Here is a 25501-nt window from a genome sequence, read left to right as displayed (position 1 = left end):
AGTCGCCGTCTCTCCTGGCACAGACACCGACGAAATATAGCTCCTCCCCACCGCGAACAGCTCTCACAGGAAGGAATAACCGTTCAGCTTCGGAATTGGTTGACCCAGGCGAAGGAGCGTTCGACCCCCAGCGGTAGCGATGCGAGCGAAATCTCGGCGCGTGCCAATGCCAACCGCTTGGTGCTCAAAAGCGCAACGCTGAGGATGACATGGATGAAAGACCAAGCGGTCACTGAGTTACGCCCCACGATTCCGCGCAAGGGCAATCCGCTCCCATACGACAATGATAGCAATCATGGCTCCACTCACGCCTACGCAGGCGACGATGGCACTCACAATGTCGAGAGAAGCACTCAGGATGTTTGATCCTGCGATTGCCACTACGAAAAATATTAACAAAGTTAGTAGCGGATACCCACCCATCAGGGAAGGCTCTCTAAAGCTGAACCAGCCATACACAACGGCAAACAGGATTAGATACGCTGCCGCCATTGCGCCGAGATATCCAACACCGTGATACAATGGGATGCTCAAAGCGGCAATTCCAAGGAAAAGAAGCGCCCACCCGAGGTTTATAGCGAATCCAGTCCACATTCGTCCCGTGGCCACAAGAACATTACCGAGCCCCGCTCCGGTAGCTTGAATTCCGGCAATCAGCATGGCCCACGCAATTGCATTGCTGTCTCCAGCGAATTCAGGTCCGTAGAGGACAGGCAGAAGCCATCGAGCGAGCAGAGTAGTTGAGATGCCAATTGGGAAAACCGTGAGGGCGGAAAGGGATAAGCAATAGCGTACAGTTGCCCCAAAACGCTTTGGATCCGCTGCAGAGTTTGCCATTATTGCCAGCGTCGGCGCGAGCAACACCATGGGAAAGTAAGTGACCAATGAGCGCAGCTGGTCCGCAATGCGAACCAATGCGAGATCTGAATAGCCTATAGGTGATCGAATAAGCATTAGGTTCGCAAGCCACATCACCGGCACTACAAGTAGATTTGCAGCCAACATCGGCAACCCGACATTGACGATAACTCGCCATTCTCGTCCGGCAAGTCGAATTCGTGACCAGTGTATACCGTAGCGAGAACATTCGGCACCAGCAGCCAAATACGTCAACACCATAGAAATAGCTGTACAAAGTACTTGTGAGGTCACAGCGCCAGTTAGTCCGTAATAATAAACTAGTGGGGGAGAAGTGAAGAGTGAAACAACAGCAACCGAAAGAGAGATCCTCGTGATACGCGAAAATGCCTCTAGACCCGTCAAGATTGCAAGGAATAGACCGTCAAAGATCGAGAAGAATACCAATGCCGCCAAAATCTGAATAGGTAGTGTCAAGTCGCTTCGGCCGAGAGCTTGAGATGCGAGCGTGCCAGCAAAACCAAAGCATGCTGCTGCTGCCGACAGGCTAGTGACGAGCGCAACTATGCTTATCAAACTTAATATTCGTCCGGCCCGCTCGGGATCATTCTCCCGAAGCTCTGCGACGTATTTCGTTGCTACGGTCCCCAGTCCCATGCCGGCGACCATTCCCACCACCCCGATTGTGCTTTGGACCATGGCGAGCTGCCCAAACTGCTCGCGGCCAATCATTCGAACAATGATGATCGAAAGGAGCATGGCGGCAGCGCGCGACCCGGCGGCGCCGATCAGCGACCAGAAGGCTCCACGTATGAGGCGCTGACGTACCGGCGAACCCCAATAGACTCGCTGCCACCAAGCAGCGAAGCGGACGCGGGTACCGAGTTTCGTGTCGTTACGGCGCAAGGTACTTTCCAAAGTGCAGCAGCAGCAGCAATAGCGACTGTCGCACGGCCGCAGCAAAGTGTCAGGCGACAAAATGAGGCTTGCCGAGGGAGCTTGATCCCTCAGGGGGGATGTACGAATGGCGAAAGGGCGAGAGATCCTGCCATGGCTGGCAATCCAGTTAGCTCCTATCTCGCAGCGAGCAGGTGGAAACTTTCTTGACGCCGACAGGCTGGCGCGGGAGAGTGCGGTAGACAAGGCGCGTCCAGTGCCCCGATCGGCTCCATCGCCGCGAATGCCGCAGAACGCGCTGGGGATCGGCTCATCGCGAAGCGAGGCCTCTTGAGAGCTGCGCTAATAGGCACTGGGCAGATTGCCCGCCAGCATCTGGCATGCCTTCGCGAGCTGCCGGACGTCGAGGTTGTCGCTGTCTGTGACCTGTCCCGTGCCAGGGCCGAGTGCATGGCTGAGCGCTTCGACGTTGCCGCCTTTTTCACTGACAGCGCCGCCTTGCTTTCGGAGATGCGGCCAGATGTTGTTCACATCACGACACCTCCAGCTTCGCATTTCCCGTTAGCAATGGCCGCTCTTGAATTCGGGGCGAACGTCATTGTCGAAAAACCGGCTGCATTAGCTTATGCGGACGTTGAGGCGCTGACGAAAAAGGCATTGGAACGCGGCGTGGCCTTCATCGAGGATCACAACTACGTTTTTAATCGAGCAACTCGACAGATTCGGGAGCTTATTGCGTCGGGTGAGTTTGGCGAGGTGACCCACGTCGAGGCGTTCCTCTGCTTGAATATTCTCAGAGCGGGAAGCCCGTTCTCCGACCCTAATTTACCTCATCCATCGTTGAGTATGCCGGGGGCCGCGATTTCTGACTTCCTGACCCATCTGGCGTCGCTCGCTTTTGTCTTTATTGGTGACCACCGCTGGGTCCACACGAACTGGTCAAACCGGTTTTCCTCGCCGTTGCCGTTCAGCGAATTCAGAGCCCTTGTCGGCGGGGAGCACGCAACCGCTATGCTGAGCTTCAGTGCCAATACTCGTCCGGACGCTTTCTGGTTACGCGCTTACGGAACGAAGATGCAAGCCGTAGCCAATCTTTTTGGGACCCGCCTCACTCTGTCTCGGCTTCACCGCGGCCCTAAGTCCCTCAACCCACTTATCAACGAGTTGCAGGAGGCCAGAGATTTGTCAAAGGCGGCATTTCAGACGCTTTTGTGGAAACTGAACGGCAGCCCCGGCAGTTACGAAGGCTTGTGGGATTTGCTTGCCAGGGCTTACCGAGCCTTGAACTACGGAGCCGAAATGCCGGTTTCCATAGACCAGGTCATCGCCGTAAACCGACTGGTATCTGACCTCGTCGCAGAAGTGAGGCCCCCGTGAAAATCCTGGTTACGGGGGGAGCTGGATACCTTGGGAAGCGAGTTGTTGCGCAGTTCTTGCTGCGCGGGCATTCGGTTCGAGTCATCGCCCGCGCCACCAGCCGGCTCGACAATTTGCCCTGGGCGGGCGATGTGGAGGTACATCGCGCGGACTTACGAACGTCGGCTAATCTCGTCGAGGCATTCGACGGCGTAGACGCGCTCGTACACCTGGCCGCCTCCTTGACCGGTGATGAGGACGCTCAGTTCGTTAGCACCGTGGTCGGCACGGAGCGGCTGCTTGAGGCAATGGCGAGTTCCGCCACTCGCCATTTGGTGCTGGCGAGTAGCTTTTCCGTCTACGCCTGGACCAAGGTTACGGGTACGCTAGACGAAGCATCGCCGGTTGAGCAGGCCCCCGATCTTTATTCCAGGGACAGTTACACCATTGCTAAGGTTTGGCAGGAGCGGGTGGCGCGACGGCTGAGCGCTGAACACGGCTGGGATCTCACTGTTCTTCGGCCCGGCTTTATCTGGGGCCAAGGAGGTGAGTACTTTGCTGCGCTCGGATACAAACTGGGGCCAGTATATCTCGCCGTTGGGCCGAGAAAGCGACTGCCACTCACGCATGTCGACAACTGCGCTGATTTCTTCGCGAATGCAACAGAGAACCCAAGCGCAGCAGGAGAGACGTTCAACGTCGTGGACGGCGATGATGTCCGAGTATGGGAACATCTTCGCGAGCACCTTACACGCTCGCACGCCGGCGGCCTGCCTATCCCGATGCCCTACAGAGCAGCGAGGCTCATTCCTGCCCTTGCCGCTTGGATCAATCGACGCTTGTTCCGAAACAAAGGCCGATTGCCGAACATTGCTGTGCCGAGCCGCTTTGAGGCGCGCTTTAAGCCGGCGCGGTTCAGCAATCGGAAGGCTCAGGGGGTCCTCGGTTGGGCACCGCCACTCAGCCGGGAGGAGTGCTTGCGCCGCACCTACAATCCGCCGGCAGTCTCGATGTCTGAGGCGCCCGCTGCTGTCGCGGCTCAGTTGCCGCGGGTCCCTCGATCCGAGGGCAGTGGAAGCGAGAAGTCGACCGCGCCTCGTGCCACCATCATCATACCAACCTTCAAACGGCCGCTTCGTCTCCGAGAATGCATTGCAAGTTGTTTCGCGCAGGAAGGTCCGATCCCGGGAAGCTTTGAAATACTCGTGGTTGATAACTGCCCGGACGGCTCCGCTGCTGCGGTCGTCCATGAGCTTTCGCGATCAGCTGCAGTTCCGGTTCACTATCTGCATGAGCCGCGACCCGGAATCTCAATGGCGCGAAACGCCGGGCTTTGCCATGCCAGAGGAGAGTTCGCTGTCTTCATAGACGATGATGAGGTCGCAACGAAAGGTTGGTTGGCTCATCTGCTTGAAGCGCAATTCCGGTCTGGTGCCGATGTGGTATTTGGGCCCGTTCTTCCGACGATGCCCGAGATAACGGACCCGGCCAAGCGTGCGTTTTTCCGCACGGCTTTCTCGCATTGGACAGATCATCCGTCCGGTACCTCCGTCGGGAGCACACTTCTGACGCCATTTTGGGCACGTGGCACGGACGCTTACCCATCCCTGGCCACGGGCAACTGCCTGATAAGGTACCGATCGAGCGAGATCGCGGCTGTGCGTTTCGATGATCGCCTCGGTCTGTTCGGCGGAGAGGATGCTCTGTATTTCAACCAGCTGGCCGCAAGTGGCGCTCACTTTATCTGGTGCGCGGAAGCCGTGGCGTGGGAGCATGTGCCGCAGGAGCGTCTTCGCCTCGGCTACGTACTTCTGCGCGCGCTTCGGGGCGGGCAGGTTGCATCGTGGGCGCCCATGCTGCTGTCGCCGGCGCGACCGGCACTAACGGCGCTTTCCATGGCCATAGCCCTTGTGCAAGCTCCCGTGTTCGCGTCTCTGGCGTGTGGCTACGCTGCATTCACCTCGCCTAAGCGTTACTATTATCTCACGCGGCTAGCGGGCGCCATTGGGAAGCTATTTTGGGCCGCACCGTTCAGGAGGAGATCATGGCCGTCGTGGCCAAGCAAGCGGTAATTCTGCGGGCGGATATCTCGACGGGTGGCTGCATGGCCTCACCAGTCGCAGGCAATTTCGTGATTTCGCTCGAGCAGTCTGCGACGATGGTGATCTGCGCGCTCCGTCCCCATAAATCGCTCGGCGTCAAGCGCCATCCGCGATGGCGCGCAGGCGCTCGATCGGCCGGCGATGCTTCGGTGTCGCGGGATGCAACAAACCGCCGCCAGCGGGGCCTGTCAACCACTTAATCATTGGTGTGATGTCAGCTTGAATGCCCGCTTCCGACCCGTTCCGGTCTTTGATCCGCACGAATGCCGTTTGGGGGCTTTTGGAAGGCTATGTTCGGCGAAACAAATAAAATTCCGACGGATAGAGGCCGTGATCGCGCAAAATCTGTGATTGCGCAAATTTCGGCTGCTGCACAATCAGCCGATACCCAGACTCCTCAATTTTTTCCCGAAAATCATTGCGAACGCCGTACCCATCGCGAGACGTCAAGCCGAAGTCTGTCTCAATGAACAACCAAGGGATTTTTATGGCACTAAGTTCCTCGAGCCACCACGCCACGACGCGACCGCGGCACTCGGTAAAGCTATGCACGTTAATCGCCAGCTCGATCGGGATGGACCGTAACTCGGTCACCTTGTCAAGGGGCACCACGGCGCACCGGTCGAGCACATTCCGAAACGCCAAATAGTACTGCGATAGAAAGGTCGACTCCGGTACCGCATCAGTACAAAAATACTCCCCAACATTAGGGCATGCCGCCGTCATTCTGTGTGCAAGCCTGCCATAACCGGCCCCGATATCGAGCACATTGATAGATCGGGACTCAGAAAACAATGGAACGTACGCGGCCAAAAAGTTAAGTTCGATGATGGAGTCGAGAAGGTCCCGACTCACGAGTTTTCCATGGAAGTCGAAAGTTTCGGCGCCGAAGTAGTTGTCCTCCTCCAACACCTGAAACAGGTCTGCCTTGTCGGTTTTCTCCACATACGCAGCCGTCGCGTAGAATACCAGAGGGGAATACGCTCGCGACTGAAAGACGTAAGGATTGTCAGCCCGAAAATACGACAGGTCTAACCGGGTCTCGACATCTTGGCGCGACCATTGGATGTGCTCCGTTGCCGGGTGATTGGCGTACCGTCGTCGCAGGTCCTGGAGGTCAGGGTGGTCCGCGCGAAGCACGGTGTGACACCCGTCAGGCAGTTTGCCTATAGGGTGTTTCGGTCGCTCGGCTAGCAAGAAGTACCGGCGAAGGTTGGGCGCGTCGGCAAGGAGGCGATCGCGGGTTCGTGTGCTTATTGCGGTGAAGCCAAGACAATTTTGGGAGAGCGCAAGTATATCTTTTGTAATCTTACGGACCCGAGCAGACATGCCACCTGATGTCCCTGCGAATAGAACGTATTGGGCGCGCAGCATCAGTGCAGCCGCTCGTGAGGCTCGATGCTACTGCTTCCGGGCGCTGGAATCCAGACGTCTGAGAAACTTTGCCAAGGCGACAGAGCAGCTTGATCAAACACGCCGTGATCTCTTAAAGCCGGACAGGCGGCAGTAGGCGCGAGCGTGGCCAGTGGCCGCTCTCCGGCTCCGCCTATATCCATCTGTAGCCGGGCACAGTTCTCCCAAACGTGTCCGTGTTTTGGAGCCTGCGAGGAATGCCGAAGTGCCTCGCCGGCTCGTCTTTCTTATCGCTCATCCTCTCGGCTCCGGCGACGAGCCCGCCCCCGCCGAAACGCAGCCTTGCGCGAGCGCCGACTCACACAAACGAAAGCCGCCCCGGTTTCCCGAAGGCGGTCTTTGGCGCGGAACCCGGCTGGCTCTGCCGGATGCCAAAGACAGGTCATCAAGTGTCGCGGTCCACACTTGCTGCACAATCGCTGATGAATGCGGGAGGTTCCCGGCCACACCGCCGTCGGTTTCCTCCACCCGCCAGGCCAGCGGCAGGGCCCGCTCGCCGAAGCCGACGCTCAGCATCAGGATTTGATGGCGGTCCGAGGCCTTGGTCTGGTCCATGATCAGCGTGATCTTGCGCCCGTCCCTGGCCAAATTGGCCAAGATTTCGATCGCAAACGGCTGCATGACCGCGTCACAATCGACCCGATCATTGGCCAGGAACCGCGCAATCCACTGATAGCGCATGTCCGTGCGTTCGGCCGCCAGCGGCAGGCCCGAGGCCAGTTCGACCAGATTGGCGCTCCGCACGTTCAGCATCGTCGCCACCAGCAAAGCCAGCTTGCCGCGCTGGGTCTTTCGTTGGCCGGGAAGCTTGCGCTGCAGTTCGGCCGCGATCCCTTCCGCCCAGTCCGTCGTCGTGCTCGCTATCCCAGCCATCCAGACCCCGCAAAAAGTGCGGAATCCTTGAATCACACGCAGATTCTGGCCGTCAAGCGGCTATCCGACAAACTGATGGATGTTTAAGTTGTGGACAGAATGTCACTCCAACATATTTACGCCGGAACCAGTCACATTGTCGTCATATTCCCTACTTACGTTCGGACTGGTAAGCTCAACTAATATCCGCAATAGGATATCACCTCAACAAAACATCTAAACCCTCCCGAAACACTTAGATTTGGACAATCAAGATTATGGCTGGATCATACAATGACTTCCTTCATGCCCTTGCATTCAGCGAATCGAGCAATCGATACGATTACGTGAACCCGCAGGGTTATGCAGGCGCTTACCAGGCCGGCGAATCGGCATTGCGGATGATCGGCTACTACAAGCTCGATGGCACCGCAGCAGTGGACTGGAACAACGGCTGGACCGGCAAGGACGGCATCAACAGTCTGGCAGACTGGCTGAGCAATCCGGCCATCCAGGACAAAGCAGTTGGAGAGTACTACACGTACCTATGGAATACCGAGTTCAAGGATCTTGGACTTCAGAAGTACATCGGACAAACAATCAACGGTGTTGAAATCACAGCATCAGGCCTTCTCGCCGGGGCGCATTTGGTTGGCGCTGATTCTGTGGCAGTGTATCTTAATTCAGGAGGCACTCAAGGCGCGACCGATCCGTGGGGAACGCCTGTCGCGGAGTACATCGCGAAATTCGGCGGCTACGATGTCAGTCCAGTAATTGGAACGGCCACACCAACCGGCACGGGTGCCGATCAAACGGCCGCACCAACCACCGGCACGGGCGCCGATCAAACGGCCACACCAACCGACACGGGCGCCGATCAAACGGCCACACCAACCGGCACGGGCGCCGATCACATGCGCGGTAGCGACCGCAACGATAGCTATACGGTCGACAATATCGGAGACGTCGTGGACGAAACCGGCACGACCGGCGTCGACACAGTCAATTCCTCGATCAGCTACAGTTTGTCGGACACGGCGCATGCCCTCGGCGCCATCGAGGGGCTGACCTTGACCGGCACGGCCAATATCGACGGCACCGGCAACGCCCTGGCCAACACCCTCACGGGCAATGCCGGCAACAACCATCTGTCGGGGCTTGGCGGCAAAGACACCATCGGCGGCGGCAATGGCAACGACACCATCGCCGGCGGGCTCGGCCGTGACCTTTTGACCGGCGGCACCGGCGCCGACACCTTTGTGTTCAACTCGATGACCGACAGCAAGCTGGCTGCGAAGAGCCGGGATGTGATCCAGGACTTCAGCACTGCGCAGGGCGACAAAGTCGACGTCTCGGCAATCGACGCCAATAGCGTGACGGCCGGCTCGCAGGAATTCAGCTTCATCGGCACGTCCGGCTTTACGCATCATGCTGGCGAGTTGCGCTATGCCACGGTGAAAGGCAACGCATTGGTCTATGGCGATGTCGACGGCAATGGCACCGCCGACTTCTCGATGCAACTGCTGCACGTCGCTTCGCTCCACGCGAGCGATTTCATCCTGTAGGGGCTCAGATCAGCACGCTTTGCGCCCTGGTCGGTCGACCAGGGCAGAAGCTTCAGCGCATCATCGGGGGTACCGGCTTCTGAAGCGCGAGCGCTTCCTCGTCGTCTGTGGAGAACTCGCAAGCTGCTGATTTGTGTGAATTTTGGATTTGAACAAGTATTCGCGTTTGCCGGATTTCGTGGCTATGGACGACGATTTCCGGCAAATTGATCCTGCCTTCGCGTGCGATTCCATTGTCCTGACGAGCGGGGCGTGCGCGGGCAATGTGACCGAGGGAGCGGCGAGAGAGCGGCCAGACCGATCTGTTCCGGTCCCGACTCAACCAGATGCTCGACATGGATCGGGCGCTGGTGAAGCTGGCGCGCACGATCGACTGGCGCTTTACTAAGAAGACCGGCTCGGCGCGGTCCGAGACGACGATCCCGGCCGGCCCCTCTTGGCGATGCGGCTGATGGCAGGGTTGGCCATCCTCAAGGCAATGCACAACTTCTCCGATGAGGGCAATGGGTGCTGCAGCCCTATTTCCAATTTTCCAACTCTTCAATTCTTCTGCGGGGAGGAGTTTTTCCAGCACCGTTTGCCTTTCGGTCGCTCGCCGCTGACGCGCCGGCTCGCCTCCAGCCGGTTGGGAACCGCCTCAAGAACATGGAAACTTCTATCATCAGACATAGGCGCAGACCTGGAAATTGACACTGCAAGCTCCTCGGCTCCTTCAGTGTCATCATCTCTCGCCCATCATCTCATGCCACCCAGATGGGGTGCGCTTCGCGCGTACGGCGTACGACGCGCTGACGCCAGTGCATGGAGGAAGGCAGGAGAGCCTTGCGGCGGCCACAAGGGTAGGAGTGGCCGAGCCGCCGACTTCCGCCAAGTGATCGTCGACACCACGGTGGAGGAGAAGGCCGTCACCTTCCCGACCGACGCCAAGCTGATGCATCGCGCCGGCGAGCGGCTGGTGAAGCCCAGAAATATGGCCTGGCCCTGCGCCAGTCCTGTGCCGGGGTGGGCAAGTTCGCCCTGATCAACCATCAGCGCTATGCCCACGCCAAACAGTTCGGGAGGAAGGTTCATCCCCCCTGAATTGATGGGCGAGCGCGACGAGAACCCATCCAATGTATTGAGTTGCGCGAGGTGACAAAGTGTTCATGGACAATTTTCTCGTTTAGCCCCCGCCACTTCGCCTTATGCTGACTAGTAAGAGAATCATGGTGCAGTCGGTAAAAATAACAGGGCTCATAATAATGCAATGCGGGATACCGGATGCATATTCTTACCCAGTAGTCGAAGTCCTCCGCGTGACGGTATTTGGCTCGGTACTCGCCTATTTCGTCTCGCACTTCGCGCCTATACATGAAGCAAGCGCCAACCACTGCCGACGCCAGGTCGGGACTGCGAAGGCCCGTTGGGGGCATACTCATGGAGATACCAAGGCGGTCGCCAAGTTCATCAATGCGAATAAAACTCGTGTAAACCAATCCCGCGCTCGGATACGTCGTCAGCTGTTGAGCCATGTACTCAATCGCACCGGGAGCGTACAAGTTGTCATCGCTGGTCCAGGTGAAGTAAGTGCCTGTAGCCGCTCGGAAACCGATATTCAACGAATCGGGAAGCCCGTGGTTTGAGGTGTTCCTGATCACCTTGATACGGCCGTCGACCGCCGCATATTCACTGATAATTCGAGGCGTCGCGTCGGTCGAGCAATCGTCAACAATTATCAGCTCCAAATTTCGGTGGGTTTGGCAAAGGCAACTTTCGAGCGACGCGCGAAGGAATCGTTCGCCGTTGTAAACCGGAAGAACGATAGTGATCTTCGTATCGGGATCATATTTACGCCATCTGGCAGTCTCTTGAAGCGCTGAACTCTGGCCTGAATCCACCAAAATCTTTAGCGCGGGGAACTGTTCGCTCAGGAATTCGAAAAGCCACTCCTTCGACCGACAAAGCCCCCGCAGATCTATTACATCCGGGTCACATGCGGCAACATTTGACACTATATCGTCCTGCCAGTGGAGACGCCTGGCGGCATCGAATCCCAATATTTCCGAAATCGCCCGTCTGAATCTGTGTCGGCTTCTCCAGGTGCGCTCCCCGAGGCGGAGCTGTGCCCAACCCATAGGTAGTACCAGCCTGCGATTAGAATAGCTCACGGGTTGCCCGAATGAGGTGAGCACTGCTACCCGACTAAAGCCCGAGTTTGCGTCTCCGGCCGCCGAAGCCATCGACTTGTTAGAATCCGCCATAACGAGCAAACGCATCGGTGATGTGCCCCAACACTCTGAAAGTTTGAACACGCGTCTTTTCGATCCATTCCTCTGCTGCGACCTTTAGGTTACGCCTAAAATTGCGTCGAGGACCTGCTCCGTCGCGCGACTGTCGACGGTGGGCACCGCACGTCTGGGTTTCTTGGCGGGCGCAAGCCGCTCAATATCTCTCATCGTATCTATTCTCCCCAGTGCTCCTTCTGCGATGAGCTTCAGGTCGACCCCAGCCATTCGACCTCTGAACACTGTGCAGGCAGGCGTTCCCAAAACAACAGCTTCCCGATTCATCGACCCTCCTGCACTGATGGTAAGGTCGGCGTAATAGATCAAGTTGAGACCGTCCAATACTTCCGTTGGAATTATTAAGTTTCGCCCACCAGCAGCACGAAAGCTTTCGGACTGGGAACTGTAGCGCGGGAGAAGGATGACCTTCGTCTTTGCCATTCTCGAAAAATGGTGCACGAGATGGGCGAATAGATCGTTCTCGAAGCGGTGGTAGGCACTCTGTGTCGCCGGGGGACGGATTAACACCAGAACGTCCTCGTCAGTGATATTGTACGCGCGCAGCGACTTTGGAAAATCCGGATTTGGCGTGAAATCCACGAGCGTGACATGCTCCTTCAGGCCATCGTGAAATCTTACCTTTGAGAGCTTTCCGCCTTGCCGGCGCAGCGCTTCGAGATTGAATCCGGAGGGAACAACTATGCACCGAGCTAGGCGAAAAGCAACGTGGTTCGCCGGCTGATGCTCATAGTCCATGCACGTTACAAGAGGTATCGACACAAGTCGCGCTGCCAATGCCTGTGCGTACGAGTTGAACCCGACCGCGACATCAAAGCGTTCGTTGTAGACGCGGTGAGCCAGCATAGCAGCGCGCTTGAATATGGCCGCACCTTTGCCCATCATGGTCGAGCCGCCATGCCGCCCGATCACCTCCACGGGGAGGCCACACATTTTCGCTATTGCGGTTGTCTCGCTGAAGTCACGAGCTGTCAGCCAGGTCGTATGGCCTCGCTCGTTCAGGCGCTTTATCAAGGGACGAAAAAACAGTGGATCTGGCGCCGTCGAGAGGTCAATCCATATTTTCATCGTCTCCTCCCGTTGCGGCGCAATCGCCCCAGGCTGGCGGTAGAGAGGCTCCGCAACGAGCTTCTCTACCCGGGGAGATCATCGAACTCCGATCGGATTTATGGTGAATTCGCCCTGTGCAGCCGGCCCAATTTTGTATATTGTCGCCGTCCGCTAGTCATTAGTCCTAACTGAGCAAGTGCACGCGCAGTTCGCTCTTTCCGCTCCATGCCGATTAACCTCACGAGGACTCGCCCAAGCCGGGTTGGCGATACGGCCCGTTTTCCTGCTAACCGCACACCCCGTTCCAGGGCTTCACGCGCCAGATCGGTCCGCGCGGAAAACGCGCGGTGAGCCAGTATCTGATATGCAATTCCCAATGGAATTTTGTAACTGTCCCACAAGTCGCGCTGGTGCAACTCTGTTTCCAGTTTTTCGAACGCCCGCATGCTTGACCGGATGCGATGTTCCGAGAAGATGTCGCGGCTCATCGAAAGAGCATTCGTGCCATGCCGGCGGTAGTACGACTCGCCTCCACGCGCGACCGCCAAACGGGTTCCGCGCAGGAGAGCTCGATACATCAGATCTCCATCTTCGTTTGTCGTTAGCTCTCCGTCGAAGCCGCCAAGCCTGTTGAATAACTCTCGCGGCCAAAGGAAGGAACAGCACGGTATCCACTGTCCCAGGAGCCATCCCGCAAGGGGGTCAGGATGTGGGAGCGGGAACGGCACTTCGCTGGCCTCGGCAATCCATGCGCCGTTTTTCTGAACGAGTGTTCTCCACTTGCAACAGGCGACGGTGTCGGGTTCCTCCTTCACGGCGGCAAGCAGCGCCGCCACTGTGTCGGGAGCGATCAGGTCGTCGCAATCCAGGAACAGCAGGTATTCGCCCCTCGATCGCGCAACCCCTGCATTACGGGATCGCGGAAGTCCCTGGTTGGAGTGGCGGATCCCGATTAGTCTATCGGCATAGGAATGTATGATGCTTCCGCTCTGATCCGTTGACCCGTCATCCACCACAACAATCTCAACGTGCGGGTATGACTGCGTCAGAGCTGAATCAATTGCGTCTCGAAGGTACGCCTCTCCATTGTAGCAGGGGATGATGATAGAGACGAGCGGGTCAATGGGCATCGGATCCTCCAAAGTGGGATCGCTGGATGCGATAAGCATACAGCCGCTTCGCGACAAAATCCAGTTAACCTTATCAGGGCGTCCGGGTCGCCTTGCGACGTGTTGTCGGTGCAGCGGTCGATTCTACCATTGGGATGGCCCCTCGCAATCCCAACGATCTGGTCGCCGCCGCGCCGCTGCCAGGCCCGTTGCTGGCCCGGCTCGCCCCTTGCCACCCGTTCACCCGTCCGACCTGGGCGAACGTGCTCTTGCTCGTCACCGGCACCCTGCTGGCGCCGGGCGGGCGCACCGTCACGGCGGCATTGCGCATTCTCGGGCGGCGAGCAGCACCCCGATTTCCCTATCTACCACCGGGTTCTGGGCCGGGCGCAGTGAAGCTGGCTACGATCATGGACCACGCCGAGCCAGACGTGCTCGCCTACATGACTTTCCCCAAGGAGCACCGCGCCAAGCTCCACTCGACGAATCCAATCGAGCGTCTCAACGGCGAGATAAAGCGACGCACAGAGGTAGTCGGATTCTTCCCGAACGACGAAGCCATCGTGCGCCTTGTAGGCGCATCCTGCTCGAACGAAACGATGAATGGGCAGTGCAGCGGGCCAGATACATGACGCTGGAAACTATCAGCCAGATGAGCGATGATCCCCTCATCAGCCTGCCCCCCGTGGCGACACGATCTAACGTGAGGCTTACCATGCATGAAACGCTCTCGCCAAACGCACGTGTAAGGCCTCGTATCTCTCATGCCGTGATCAAACATTTCCGTGAGCTTGAGGATTCGGTGATCGCTCGAAGTCAGATCGTCTGGGAGGAGCATTGCACGGAATGCGCTTTTCCGACGTGTTATGCGAGTTGCTCGTTCTACACACCGCGGCAGGATTTGCATTGTCGTCGGTTCGCGAAGGGCATAGTGCCGAGCGTTATTGATGGCTTGCAGCTGATGTCGGTGGAATTCCGAAAATGGGGAAAGCTGGAAGGCGTGGGACCAAACGGCATGATCAAGGCCCGGAGCGCGCGCCGGCGCGCACGCGTGGATCACCTCGTGTCGGAAGTGATCACACGGTACACCCCATCATATCGGCTGTCTAGAATAGCCAAAAACAGGTGGAACGCTCTGAAAACCATGGCTCAGTTGAACTCGTACGAAGCCGAGCCCGACGCTTTTTTGATTGAGGCTTACCGCGACGATGCTGGACCAACGCTTCCATGCACATTGACCATTGTTTCGAAGGAACTGAACAGCGGACTGTACCAGACCCGTTTTGAGCTGGTGCAGGGGTATAATCGCGTGGTTGCATCGCGCATCGAAATCGAGGCGCGGGTTGACCTCTCTAAACCTTACTTGATCCAGATTGAGCCCGTCGGCAACACGATAAACCAGGAGATTCTCTTCGGGATCTTGGATTTTGTGCGTCTGCGATCGAGCGCTACAAAGATCGATGAACCATGGAAATCGACCAAGCATCTGAGCAAAGATGCGAAGGAAAAGACGGCCAAATGCGTCGTCTGGGATCTCGACAACACATTGTGGCGCGGTACTCTCGCGGAAGACGGCATGGAAGTACTGGTTGTTGACCAGGTCACCCGCGACGCCGTTCTCGAACTCGATCGCCGTGGGATCCTCCAATCAGTGGTCTCGAAAAATGATCCTGAACCCGCCTTTGCAGCGCTAGAGGCGTTCGGCCTTCGCGAATATTTCCTGTTCCCACAGATCGGCTGGGAACCGAAGAGCCAGGCACTGAGGAGGCTGGCCGAACTTCTCGATATTAGTATTGACAGTGTTGTGTTTATTGACGACCAAGCATTCGAGCGAGGCGAAGTGAAAGATGCTTTGCCGACGGTAACCGTACTCGCAGACAGCGACAATCTGCTTGACCGACCGCTTTTCGATGTGCCCGCTACGGCGGAGAGCACCAAACGTCGGTCAATGTATCAGGTCGAAGAGCGGCGTCAGGCCGCGTTGTCGAACTCTGAACTTGACTACATCTCCTTCCTGCGCGGCTGCGCGATCACGATCGACATCGCCGCGCTCTCGACAGGGCATATTGACCGTGCATACGAGTTGTCGCAGCGGACAAACCAGTTGAACGTTTCGGGAAGGCGATATTCGCGTGACGAGATCGAATCCATGCTTAAAAAGGACGGTCGGAGCTGCGGATTTATCTTGCGCTGTGAGGACCGATTCGGAGATTACGGCATAATAGGATTGTGCGTGATCGATCGCCACGCGCCCATTGTCGAATCTTTTATGATGAGTTGCCGCGTTCAGAGGAAGCGGGTGGAGCATGCTTTTTTTGCGTGGTTGTGTTGTTATTTCCACCACCGTGGAGCAAAATCCATATCGATCCAATATCAACGAACGCAACGCAACGCGGCTTCGATAAAAATGCTTGGAGAACTCGGCTTCGATTACCGGGAGCAAGGACCTGAACGGGGCCTATTTGTCCGTGACACGGCCACGCGCTTCCCGGATCACGACGTCGTCATTATCAATGACATGACCCGATGAACGGTGCAGGTCCACCAACTTCGCTCTTAAACAGGGCAGTTAACCGCCTGACGCGAGCTTGGGCAAGCAGAGCGGTGCGAAGCCGGTTGGCGGCGCCGGTTGCGACTATCACATTCGACGACTTCCCGCGAAGCGCCTGGACTAGAGCCGGGCCCCTCCTCGAGGAGGCCGGCATCCGCGCAAGCTATTTCGTATCGGGTTGCTTCTGCGAACGAGCGGTGGATGGGGTTGAGTACTTTTGTCGAGAAGATCTCTTAGCGGTTCACGAAGCAGGCCATGAGATCGGCTGCCATACATTTGGGCATCAACGAGTAAGCAAGCAATCCAGAGAAGCGCTGGGCGCGAGCCTCGACCGCAATGCCGCTTTCGTGCGCGATGTGCTAGGCGACGTTATTATGACCTCTTTCGCGTTCCCGCATGGTGACGCGAGCATTCCCGCTAAGCGCCTGGTGAGCAGTCGATTTGCAGCCTGCCGTGGGGTCTGGGCCGGTGTTAACGCGGGGTTGATCGATCTTTCCCAATTGAAAGCATTTGGGCTCGAGGCTCACGTGCTTGCGAGGTATCCTCTCAAAAAGGTCGTTGCTGAGGCGAAGGCAACGAATGGATGGTTGATTTTCTTTACCCACGATGTGGCTGACGTCCCGAGTCCTTGGGGCTGCACGCCAGACCAGCTAAAGGAGCTCATAGCCCTCTTGACAGATGCAGGTATCGAAATCCTGCCCATGAAGAATGCAATCGGCCGAGTCGCTTTCACGTGAATACCCCTGACACAGACAACGGCCCTTCTCCTGTGTAGCTTGGGGCACTGTGTGCCTAACGCAGGATGAGCGATGTGATGAGATTTCTCGCGGTATTTCTAGTGTCGGCGAACTCGGTACTTCAGCAATGCCCGACGCTCCATACCTGGCTGCTCTCCAGGCGAAAACTGAGCCGGTCCGGCACAGGGCTGCTCACATAGGCCTGCTGGCGCTTGATAGGGTTATGCCAAAGTGGATCGGAGTCTCTGGTGCAAAATGTTCTACGAAGAAGTGTGGCCCGAATTCTCCTCGGAGGTTGCGAGGACAGATTGATTCGGGTCGCGCTAGCATCTAAATTTGCGAGGTACTACGCCGCCGAAAACAGGACCAAACTCGAACATAGATTTGATCTCTACAGGGTTATCCAGGAGCGAATAGGCTCCCAACCAATCGATTATCTCGAATTCGGCGTGTTTGAGGGTGAGTCAATAAAAGTAGTCTCTGAGATAAATCATCATTCTCAGTCTCGTTTCATCGGGTTCGATTCATTCGAAGGTCTCCCTAGAGACTGGAACGAGCAGAAACCACGAGGAACGTTTTCCACGGACGGCAACCCTCCGAACATTAACGACACGCGAGTTCAATTTGTGAAAGGATGGTTCAACAGTACTCTCCCAGAGTTCACTAAAACATTTCAGTCAACTGGAATGACATGGATTCATATAGATTGCGATCTGTACAGCTCAGCGATGTACGTACTTATCTACCTTGACTATCTTATAAAGCCGGGCAGCTTTATTGTTTTTGATGAATTCGAGGATCTTACTAATGAATTCCGGGCCTTCTTGGACTTTGAAGAGATCTCAGGAAAACGGTTCGACGTGATTGGCGCTACGGAACACTTCAGTCAAGTAGCGGTCCAGTGTGTGGAGTAGCCGATCCGGCTCGCTCTCCTATACCGCCTCCTCAGGATGCACGTCGGAAGGGCCACCATGAGTGCCGGGGCGGCTCAGAATGGCCGGCGCAACGTCGCCGCCGGCACGGATCGTCGCGTCGCCGATGACGGTTTCCACACTGCCGCAGCCATCCCCGTTCCCAGGCGCCACTTCAAGCCGCGCGACGCCCTGCGGCCGTGCCGCTCCGTCAGCCAGGATCGCGAGGGCGCCCGACCGGATCGCCTTGCGCCGCCAGGCAAACAGCTGCTGCGGGTTCAGTCCGTGCGCGCGTGCCACCGCCGAGACATCGGCGCCCGGCTGCACCGTCTCCTCCAGGATCCGCGCCTTCGCCTCGGCCGACCAACGGCGCAGCACGCCCGGGCTCGCTTCGAGGCGGGCAGGCACCGCTGTGGAAGGACCCGGAGGCGACCCTCACATCGGCCAAAGCCTCCCTCTGCCGCCTCTGTCATGCTCCTCGCCGGGCCGCTTGGCACGACAATCGTGAATTTCGGGCCGGACTCTGGCGCCGGGCCGGCGCACCGTCACGACGGCATTGCGCATTCTCGGGCGGCGAGTTGCACCCCGATTTCCCCATCTACCACCGGGTTCTGGGCGGGCGAAGTGGTCGTCCCGCGCCGTGGCCGGACGCCTGCTCCGTCTGCTCGTCGCCGCCTTCGTCCCCGCCCAAACGGACATCGTCATCGGCCTCGACGTACCATCGGGCGAAGATGGGGGCCGAAGATCAACGCCCGCGGCATCTATCGCGATCCTGTCCGATCCTACAACGGCCGTTCGTAGGAAACTCCGCCGCCGTCCGACGCCAAATCTGGCAGCATCAATATCTTATGCATCTCCCCGACACGCCGAGACAGCATAAAAAATTCCCCCTCCTATCTGGCACAGAATGACCACAGCTCTCAGCCACGCCAGATAATGTGCCATCAAGGCCGCCTCACCGCGATCCCAGCCTCCCTCTCTTTCTCTTTGGGGGATAAAGTCCAATGGCCTTCTAAAAGCCCTCATTCGGGGTTAGCCCTGCGCTTCCAACACTCGTAGCCAGCAATACATCGTGAATTACAAGCTGCAAAGCTGCCTCTGTATTGGTCAGCACATAGCGGCCGTTTGATATGAAACGCGAGTTCTTATAATCATCGAAGATCATAGTTCTTATTAGGCTCACAAATTCCCTTTCTCGTCCGGAAAAGCTCAAAAGACTTTCTGCTGACCTCATTACATCCTTCGACACATTGATGACCGACTGAACGTCAAAGTTAGGAAGGGGTTGATTAAGTTTTTTTGCGTACCTTGCCCCTATATTAGGGATGTCGTGATCGTCGGCATAGTTATATATGCCAAACGAAATCGATCCCGCTGCTAACAATGAGGCCGTGGTAACCAAAGCGCACTTCTTCAGGACTTGGCGGCGAGTTCTCCTCTCCTTCATAAGTTTCATAGCTTCATCTCCTTGAGGATGATATCTGCGGTTCTAATTGCTAAAGCACAAATTGTGAAGGTTGGATTGGCAAACCCGTTTGTCGGCATGACTGACGACCCGGCTACATAAAGATTTTTCACGCCAAATACCTTCGTAGAGCTATCTACAACTCCAAATTCTGGGGAGGCCGCCATTCTGGTTGTCCCATGTAGATGGCCAACAGCGACTGTATCAACCGGAACCGCTGGCTTGGAGATTGAATGGGCGATGTTCCGGGTGAACCAAGTGACAGCATGCCCCACAAGTTCATCTTGATCCTCGCCGAATGCTAAATTCAAGTCTCCGTCGAGACCTTCGGCAAGTGCCTTTGAACTGATTGCGGAGTTCTCCACTCGCGGAAGCTGCTCCATCCCAAGTGTTGCCTCAAATACTACCGGTGTTACGGAAAACAAAGACCGGTAGTTTTGTGCCATGATCAACATTTCTTGTGATATTTCGTGTTCCTTCTCGCCTATCTGAAAGTTGAAATCGGCCCATTTATTTTTCCTTACTAGATCTTCATGTGGCGCAAGGGATACGAATTTCTCTTGGTTTATAAGGCCTTGGCTAAATATTTCCCTTGATACATCTGGGCGAAGAAGGCACTCAAACATTCTGTATTTGTGTGGATGTTCTTGGAGCCATTTCCCAATGTTTCTTTGGGCATCAAGGGCAATTCCAGAGGCGCGTGTAAGTCTTCCCAGAAGCCTGGCATTTCCAACGGCCCCACCACATAATACAATCACATGACCTTTGATAACTGACTTGCTTCCATTATCGCTTTCTATAACGCACCCGCCAACAGATCCATCAGCTTCAAGCAAGTTAACGACAGTCGCATTCTGAATTACTGTAATCAGTTTGGACTGAGCAAGGCCTTCTCCAAACTCGTCTAAAACCCTCACAGGAGGCGAAAAAAAGAACTTTCCAATTTTTGTATTACCCGTGCTCGATAAAGACCTTTCCTCGGCGAAGAAGTCGCTCCCTGTATCTAACTCAAGGTAATGAGCGGCCTTTTCATAATAAGGACGCAGCGCATCTCGGCCTATTGGCCATCCGTAGCTAGGACCCAAGCCCCTGCTTTCGAAAGTTACAGCGCGGGGGATGGCGCACCAGCCACCCCAAACAGCAGAGGTACCGCCAAACTGACGCCGAATATGCAGCTGTGTGAAATCTTGCTGGATCCAATAATCAGCCACAGCGAATGGTGATTTCCTGACATTCCAGCGAGCGTCCGGGTTGTCCTGATTTCCGCTTTCCAGAACGACGACGCGCTGGCCCGCCTTCTCCAGACCCTGTGCTATCGCAATCCCGGCTAAGCCGCTGCCAACTACGATTATGTTTCCGGGGGGCTCTGCGCCCTTGAGGTCTTGAAGGTCAAGAATTGTCATGGTCTTACCAGCGGTGTTTCTGTTTCGCAGGGCCGGACTCTGAGCGTTCGGCAGCTCTGCATCGAGATTATTCGGGCCAAACGACCAGACATGCCAGACATCCTGGTCACCGGTTGTTACGGGCTGCGCTACGGAAATTGCCGCGGCGCCTCTTTTCCAGGGCGCCGCCCCCTAAATTCTGTCGGCCATCAGGTCCTCTGGAACGGCCAGCAGCCTCGGCACCTTGCTCCCGCAACAGCAAGCTGGCGGCTCCAATGTCGGCACATACTATAAGCAAAGCCAGCCACAATGGGTCGAATGCTCTAAAAAAGGAGCTTTCCATGCCATTATGCAGCATCGCGAACAAAAAAACCGACAGGCAGAGCCACGCGCGCGAGGGTTCCGCACGCGCCACCCTTCCGACGGCGGTCAAGCTGAAGAAGATCGCTATCGCGAATACGGCGAAGCCAATACTCCCTGTCTGCAATATGGTATCAAGGTATCCGTTATGCGCATGCGGCATCTCGGCAACAAAGCCAGGCGCCTCACGCACGCTGGGCGCGTCAGGCCCAACGAGCCAAAACGATTGGAATCCCCAGCCGAACATTGGCCTGCGTTCGATCATTTCGAGCGCAAAGGACCAGATTTCCGTTCGGCCCGTGAACCCAACATCTCCGAAGAAAAAGAGGAATGCATCCTCCTTGCTGAAGTCCAGAACGTTTGAAGCGATGAATACACCGACTATAAACAACGACGACAGATAACCCACGAGCGCTGCGGGCGAGAATGGCGTTACGATGGAAGCCGCAATAACAAGGCCCGCAACCGTGGGGCTGAGCAATGCCAAGCCAAGCGACGTCTTCGACTCGCTCGCAATAAGCAATGTGAGCGCGACCACGACCCCGATGCCTCCCCGCAGGCGGTAAACGACGCCGGTCCTACTCACCTGGTGCAACGCAAATATGAATGCGAGTGCCGACACCTGCCCTAACAGGTTCTTTCCAGTGAAAAAGCCCGCATGACCAAATTCGCCTGCTTGCGTCAGGAAAAGGAACGGAAGGTTAAGCAAAGCGGTCAGGCCAAAGCAGACAAAAAGATGATCTGTTGCGATTGGCGTCCGTCGCAATGAGACGATGGGAAGCACGGCGCATACGAATACCATGACTTGCAGGACGTATCTCCTCACGGAGATTTCCGGCGCAATCGACCATGCGACGCTCAGTCCAGCAACCAACAGGTAGCCAATGAACCACATAATGTTTGCGGGCAGCGCAAAATCCAGTAGGCGGCGCAAGCCTGCAGCCAAGCCGATGCAAAGGATGAAAAGAGCAGCCCAGAAAAACTGGTTCTCCGGTCGAGAAATGGCTTCGACGCCTTGAACGGGAAACCAGAACAGCAGTAGGGGAGAAACGATCAGGGAGAAGCTACACGCCAGCGCCGGTATCAGGACGTAGATTGAAGCCGCGAAGTCAGCGGCGCGGCCGTGCGCCGGCTCTCTCACCAAGTCATTATTGCTCGAGTCGGATCTCGCATCCGCCATTATGGCCTTCGTTCAGTATTTGCCAATGTCCCAGTGTAATGAACATCCCCACGCGCAAGTGAACGTTCGATTCTCCACGGCACGATACTTGGGAAGCTTTGAGCGGCGGGCCATTCCGCATACTCCTGAAAGCGATACTTCGAGAGATGACTCTCGATAGGGTAAGAGAAAGGATCGATTGCAATGCGATTCACCTTATTCAAGACAAAGCCGAGAAAATCATTCTGGTTCATCCCTGCCGCCAATACGGCTGAAGTAAGGAGTGAACTGGGTATTCGAGCCCATTCGACCACAAGCACGAAAGCGTCAACGAACGTGCGAGCGCACAATAACTCCGGCACAGGCGCGAAGGGTGGCAGGTCTACAACGACGATGTCGTAGCTGTCGCGGCATTCGCGCACGAACGATTGGACCCGTACCGCATCTACGACGGGCGTGCCGTCCCCGCCCGCGTAAGGAAGAAAATGGACACCCGATTTCATGTTGATTGCGACAGCCTCTGCTATCGTGCACCGTCCCGCAAGCACATCCAGCAGCCCTGTCGTGGCGCCAGGCTCGAACAGGCGAGTTAGCGAGGGCTTGTATGGATTGCCATCTATCAGTAAGACGCGACATCCTGCAACCACCGCAGAGCAGGCGAGATTCGACGCTAACGTGGTCGCCCCTTCTCCTGAGATTATCGAGGTCAGGCCGATGATCTGCCCTCTCCCTCGCCGAAGCGCTGCGGTTCTAATGCGCTTGGCCACGAAGGCAAGGTCTGACGAGGGCGACAGAGGCGCTCGCATCAGCCGCCGATTTGTGCGGCGTTCTGGCCAAGCTTTATACGGCGTCCGCCTCATGACGGCACCCAGATAGGGTACATTCAACAATCTTTCGATCTGCCGCGGGTTTCGAATGGTCTGATCGAGCGCAAAGCGTAGAGCTGCAGCGCCGATGCCAAGGAGCAAACCGAGTGCAACGAAACCTGCCAACAGCAACGTTCGCGTAGGCCCCTCGCGTCGAATCGGCGGTCCCGCAAGGCTGATGACCCTTGCCTTGGTTCCTAAGTCCTTGACGCGGTCGCGGAGCCAAGCGCTTGCATTGGCCGTTGCAGCGGCAGCGGCATCCAGCTGTTGCGCGAGATAGGCATTCAAAATTTCGTTGACAATCCGAGCGGATTTGTCCGCATCCTGAGACCTGAAGCTCACCTCAATAACTGAACTCATCCCGACGCGCTTCACAGAGAGCATGTTTTGGAAAGCTTGAAGCGCGACCCGTTCCGACCGCTGCTGTCCTTGCAGCGACCCGCTTCCCAGCCACTCTGCGATGTCACGGAGGGCCGGAACTTGTGCCACGTATTCGCTAAACGTGTCCAATGTCCGCCGTGCCAGGCTTTTCGCCCCGCTTCCAACAAAATCCAAGTCACGCACCAAGTCGAGGCTGGCAATGACGTGCAAGGCAATCGCATCTGACCGAATGATCTCCACCTGCGTGTCTACAGCCGACACATCAACGTTCGAGACAATTGGAAGCAGCTCCTCGCGGCCAGTTTCAAGACGTGTATTCTCGATCAGGAGGAGGCCGCGTGCGGTGTAAATTGGCGTCTGTTGAAGGACATAGAATACGCCGCAGACCGAGATAATGAGCAAGATGGCCAACACAAGCCACTTCTGAGCGTACAGGATACGCAAAGGACGCAGGAGATCGACAGGAGGCACGTGGGCCAAAGCAACCTCGCGTTCTTCCTCCCGTGTCGATTGTGCCACAATACTGGATTTGTCGATCCGATCCATGTTTCACCTACTTGGAACGACCGGCGGCGCTCTCCAATGCGCCATGCCCGATCCACTGCCGCCCAAGCGCGATCCACCAGCAGAACCGGATTCAGGAGCAACTCGCTCGACACTGATGACATCGCCGGGTTCGACCCGCGCGTCATCGTCGACTTGGAACTTGTGCACGCCCGTCGAATCCTCTCGAACAATCTGATACCGGAATCGCATACTCCGCTGGTCGGCAACGACGCCACGAACCGCCGCCCCGGAAAGCTCCGCCTCCCGGATCAGTTCCTCATGCGTCGCTATCTCGCTTTGCACTTCCACGAGTTCGGCGAGAACCTGCTGGATCTCGGTCGCGATATCCTTTTTTCGATCGTCGGTAGCCTTGGCCAGAGCCAACTCAGTCTGGATAATGGACTGCCGCGCGCGCGTGATTAGAACCTCTACGTCCCTTTGGTCACCTTCTATTTGCGCGCTCAATCGCTCGAGAGTTGCTTGGCGAGGCATCAGTGCGAGCCCTTTCTCTTCCAGAATTCGGCCAGCCTCTAATTCCCGTTGCACTGACTTCTGCTGCTTCTGCAAGCTTTCAATCCGGGCTTCGAGCCCTCCGATCTCCTGCGCATATGTTTCAACCTGTGCGTGCAGGTTGGCTTTCTGGTTATCGAATGCGGTCTTCCTGGCGGTGAGGATCGAGGTCTCTCGCGCGAGTTCTGCCGAGGTCACGCCTGCAAGTTCGCCCGGTTCCTCGAGATTCACCTCGATTATGGCTAGTTCGCGCGTCTCGCTCTTAAGTCGCGCGAGTCGAAGCAGGAGCGCTCGACGTTTGCCCTCATAAATGTTCAGGCTGCCTCTGCTGAGAATGGCGTCCCGTTCCGCTCTTAGCGCCTGAAAATCCGACACGCGATAAGGTCCGCCAGCGATACTAAGGGCCGTCAGGATTCTCGTCCCGGGTCGGTAGGCATACTCCCCTGGGTGCTGCACATCCCCTAAAACGTAGAACGGGCGGTACTGTAGTATGTCGATTGAGACATAGGGCGGTTCACGCAGGTTCTCCTTTTTCTGGAGCCGGCTCGAGATTTCCTTTGCGAGATCGGCGGCGCTGATGCCATCCGCCTTCAGTGTCCCGACCAGCGGCAGCGCTAGAGTTCCGTCGTCTCCTACCGCAAGGTCGTCGGACAGAGCGGGCCATTCATAAACCTTGATGCGAACCTTATCTTGCGGGCCTAGCTTGTAGTCGGCTGCGGCGGCTTGGAATGAAATCGGTACAGCAGCACAAAGCAGCACGCCAAACAAAAAACGACGAACATCTTGGATAGCCATGGATGCAACCTCACTATGCGGCAATCCTGAACCAATCCGGCTCACTGTGCAAATTACATCGAATGCGGCCTAGCCTAAAAAATTCATGGGGGTTGGCGGATGTGGTGCAAGCCGTTGAAATAACGTGGGATTTTGTTGCTTACGCCGATCCGCGCCATCTCTCGAAGGGACTTGACGAGTAAGGGCCCATTACAGAAGCACTACTTTGGCAGGTTTAAGTGTGGGTGGAGCAAATGGGGCGCTGTCGGAAGGGACATCTTCCGCACGGGCGCGTCAACGAGTGCGGGGATGGCCGTCCGGATTGCCGGCAGGCTCGGTCGGGGCAGCGGTCCGATCGTCTTTCTTCCCCACCTG

General features: G+C 56.7%; 20 protein-coding genes and 2 pseudogenes. 9 read left to right on the top strand and 13 right to left on the bottom strand.

What is annotated here, in order from left to right; translation table 11 throughout:
* Positions 1–237: 237 nt before the first annotated feature.
* Positions 238–1764 (bottom strand): oligosaccharide flippase family protein, encoded by a 1527-nt coding sequence (locus tag M727_RS0101815; protein WP_198032581.1) that lies wholly within the window; start codon positions 1762–1764, stop codon positions 238–240.
* 321 nt (positions 1765–2085) lie between these two features.
* On the opposite strand from M727_RS0101815, the gene M727_RS0101810 reads away from it, so the two are divergent.
* From M727_RS0101810 to M727_RS0101800, 3 genes are read left to right on the top strand one after another with little or no spacing between them, the layout of a single operon-like run.
* The gene (locus tag M727_RS0101810) at positions 2086–3132 is read left to right on the top strand and encodes a Gfo/Idh/MocA family oxidoreductase (RefSeq protein ID WP_027151212.1); all 1047 of its coding nucleotides are present in this window, start codon (positions 2086–2088) and stop codon (positions 3130–3132) included.
* Positions 3129–5183 carry an NAD-dependent epimerase/dehydratase family protein gene (locus M727_RS39570; RefSeq protein ID WP_084646590.1) on the top strand — a complete coding sequence of 685 codons (2055 nt, stop codon included), beginning with the start codon at positions 3129–3131 and terminating at the stop codon, positions 5181–5183. The genes M727_RS0101810 and M727_RS39570 overlap by 4 nt, the downstream gene beginning before the upstream one ends.
* On the top strand, positions 5156–5413 hold the full coding sequence (locus tag M727_RS0101800; protein ID WP_027151211.1) for a hypothetical protein: 258 nt from the start codon (positions 5156–5158) through the stop codon (positions 5411–5413). Before M727_RS39570 ends, M727_RS0101800 begins: the two co-directional genes overlap by 28 nt.
* 88 nt (positions 5414–5501) lie before the next feature.
* Here M727_RS0101800 and M727_RS42220 read toward each other — a convergent pair whose 3' ends face one another.
* Positions 5502–6158, bottom strand: a complete 657-nt coding sequence (locus tag M727_RS42220; RefSeq protein WP_198032580.1) for a putative sugar O-methyltransferase — start codon at positions 6156–6158, stop codon at positions 5502–5504.
* A gap of 702 nt (positions 6159–6860) precedes the next feature.
* The gene (locus tag M727_RS39075) at positions 6861–7388 is read right to left on the bottom strand and encodes a hypothetical protein (protein ID WP_156941460.1); all 528 of its coding nucleotides are present in this window, start codon (positions 7386–7388) and stop codon (positions 6861–6863) included.
* A gap of 368 nt (positions 7389–7756) precedes the next feature.
* Here M727_RS39075 and M727_RS43735 point away from each other — a divergent pair, with 368 nt between their 5' ends.
* The gene (locus M727_RS43735; RefSeq protein ID WP_051505477.1) at positions 7757–9043 is read left to right on the top strand and encodes a calcium-binding protein; all 1287 of its coding nucleotides are present in this window, start codon (positions 7757–7759) and stop codon (positions 9041–9043) included.
* Positions 9044–9095: 52 nt separating this feature from the next.
* Here M727_RS43735 and M727_RS41300 read toward each other — a convergent pair whose 3' ends face one another.
* Positions 9096–9617, bottom strand: coding sequence for a hypothetical protein (locus tag M727_RS41300; protein WP_156941459.1), 522 nt, complete (start codon positions 9615–9617; stop codon positions 9096–9098).
* 238 nt (positions 9618–9855) lie between these two features.
* Here M727_RS41300 and M727_RS39555 point away from each other — a divergent pair.
* A pseudogene (locus tag M727_RS39555) lies at positions 9856–10105 on the top strand (IS5/IS1182 family transposase); the annotation flags it as partial.
* 5 nt (positions 10106–10110) lie between these two features.
* Here the strand turns inward: M727_RS39555 and M727_RS39065 are convergent.
* The 3 genes from M727_RS39065 to M727_RS39060 all read right to left on the bottom strand — a co-directional run bounded on the left by M727_RS39065 (position 10111) and on the right by M727_RS39060 (position 13505).
* Entirely contained in the window at positions 10111–11034 is a 924-nt protein-coding gene (locus M727_RS39065; RefSeq protein ID WP_198032579.1) for a glycosyltransferase family A protein, read from the bottom strand.
* Positions 11035–11367: 333 nt separating this feature from the next.
* Positions 11368–12393 (bottom strand): DUF354 domain-containing protein, encoded by a 1026-nt coding sequence (locus M727_RS0101765; protein ID WP_027151208.1) that lies wholly within the window; start codon positions 12391–12393, stop codon positions 11368–11370.
* 98 nt (positions 12394–12491) lie between these two features.
* Positions 12492–13505: a glycosyltransferase gene (locus M727_RS39060; RefSeq protein ID WP_198032578.1), complete on the bottom strand. Its 1014-nt coding sequence runs from the start codon at positions 13503–13505 to the stop codon at positions 12492–12494.
* 374 nt (positions 13506–13879) lie between these two features.
* Between M727_RS39060 and M727_RS39550 the strand changes: the two are divergent.
* From M727_RS39550 to M727_RS35600, 4 genes and pseudogenes are all read left to right on the top strand, one after another.
* Positions 13880–14175, top strand: a pseudogene (locus tag M727_RS39550) (transposase); the annotation flags it as partial.
* A 24-nt stretch (positions 14176–14199) separates the two neighbouring features.
* The gene (locus M727_RS42865) at positions 14200–16014 is read left to right on the top strand and encodes an HAD-IIIC family phosphatase (RefSeq protein ID WP_348627140.1); all 1815 of its coding nucleotides are present in this window, start codon (positions 14200–14202) and stop codon (positions 16012–16014) included.
* A complete protein-coding gene (locus tag M727_RS0101745) occupies positions 16011–16772 on the top strand; it encodes a polysaccharide deacetylase family protein (protein WP_027151205.1) in 762 nt (253 codons plus the stop codon). The genes M727_RS42865 and M727_RS0101745 overlap by 4 nt, the downstream gene beginning before the upstream one ends.
* A gap of 272 nt (positions 16773–17044) precedes the next feature.
* Positions 17045–17686 (top strand): TylF/MycF/NovP-related O-methyltransferase, encoded by a 642-nt coding sequence (locus M727_RS35600; protein WP_198032577.1) that lies wholly within the window; start codon positions 17045–17047, stop codon positions 17684–17686.
* 18 nt (positions 17687–17704) lie between these two features.
* Here M727_RS35600 and M727_RS35595 read toward each other — a convergent pair whose 3' ends face one another.
* The 6 genes from M727_RS35595 to M727_RS39050 all read right to left on the bottom strand — a co-directional run bounded on the left by M727_RS35595 (position 17705) and on the right by M727_RS39050 (position 25147).
* Complete coding sequence (locus M727_RS35595) at positions 17705–18061, bottom strand: transposase (RefSeq protein WP_245268328.1); 357 nt, start codon at positions 18059–18061, stop codon at positions 17705–17707.
* A gap of 634 nt (positions 18062–18695) precedes the next feature.
* The gene (locus tag M727_RS0101730) at positions 18696–19139 is read right to left on the bottom strand and encodes a hypothetical protein (protein WP_027151204.1); all 444 of its coding nucleotides are present in this window, start codon (positions 19137–19139) and stop codon (positions 18696–18698) included.
* Complete coding sequence (locus M727_RS39545) at positions 19136–20551, bottom strand: GMC oxidoreductase (RefSeq protein ID WP_084646585.1); 1416 nt, start codon at positions 20549–20551, stop codon at positions 19136–19138. The genes M727_RS0101730 and M727_RS39545 overlap by 4 nt, the downstream gene beginning before the upstream one ends.
* Before the next feature lie 106 nt (positions 20552–20657).
* Positions 20658–22070, bottom strand: a complete 1413-nt coding sequence (locus M727_RS35590) for an O-antigen ligase family protein (RefSeq protein ID WP_051505471.1) — start codon at positions 22068–22070, stop codon at positions 20658–20660.
* The gene (locus tag M727_RS0101715) at positions 22070–23842 is read right to left on the bottom strand and encodes a Wzz/FepE/Etk N-terminal domain-containing protein (RefSeq protein WP_027151202.1); all 1773 of its coding nucleotides are present in this window, start codon (positions 23840–23842) and stop codon (positions 22070–22072) included. Before M727_RS0101715 ends, M727_RS35590 begins: the two co-directional genes overlap by 1 nt.
* A 3-nt stretch (positions 23843–23845) precedes the next feature.
* On the bottom strand, positions 23846–25147 hold the full coding sequence (locus tag M727_RS39050; RefSeq protein ID WP_027151201.1) for a polysaccharide biosynthesis/export family protein: 1302 nt from the start codon (positions 25145–25147) through the stop codon (positions 23846–23848).
* Between the last annotated feature and the right edge of the window lie 354 nt (positions 25148–25501).

It is taken from the genome of Mesorhizobium sp. WSM2561 (assembly GCF_000513915.1).
GTDB classification, from domain to species: Bacteria; Pseudomonadota; Alphaproteobacteria; order Rhizobiales; family Rhizobiaceae; genus Mesorhizobium; species Mesorhizobium muleiense.
This window is presented reverse-complemented; position numbering and strand designations above follow the sequence as displayed.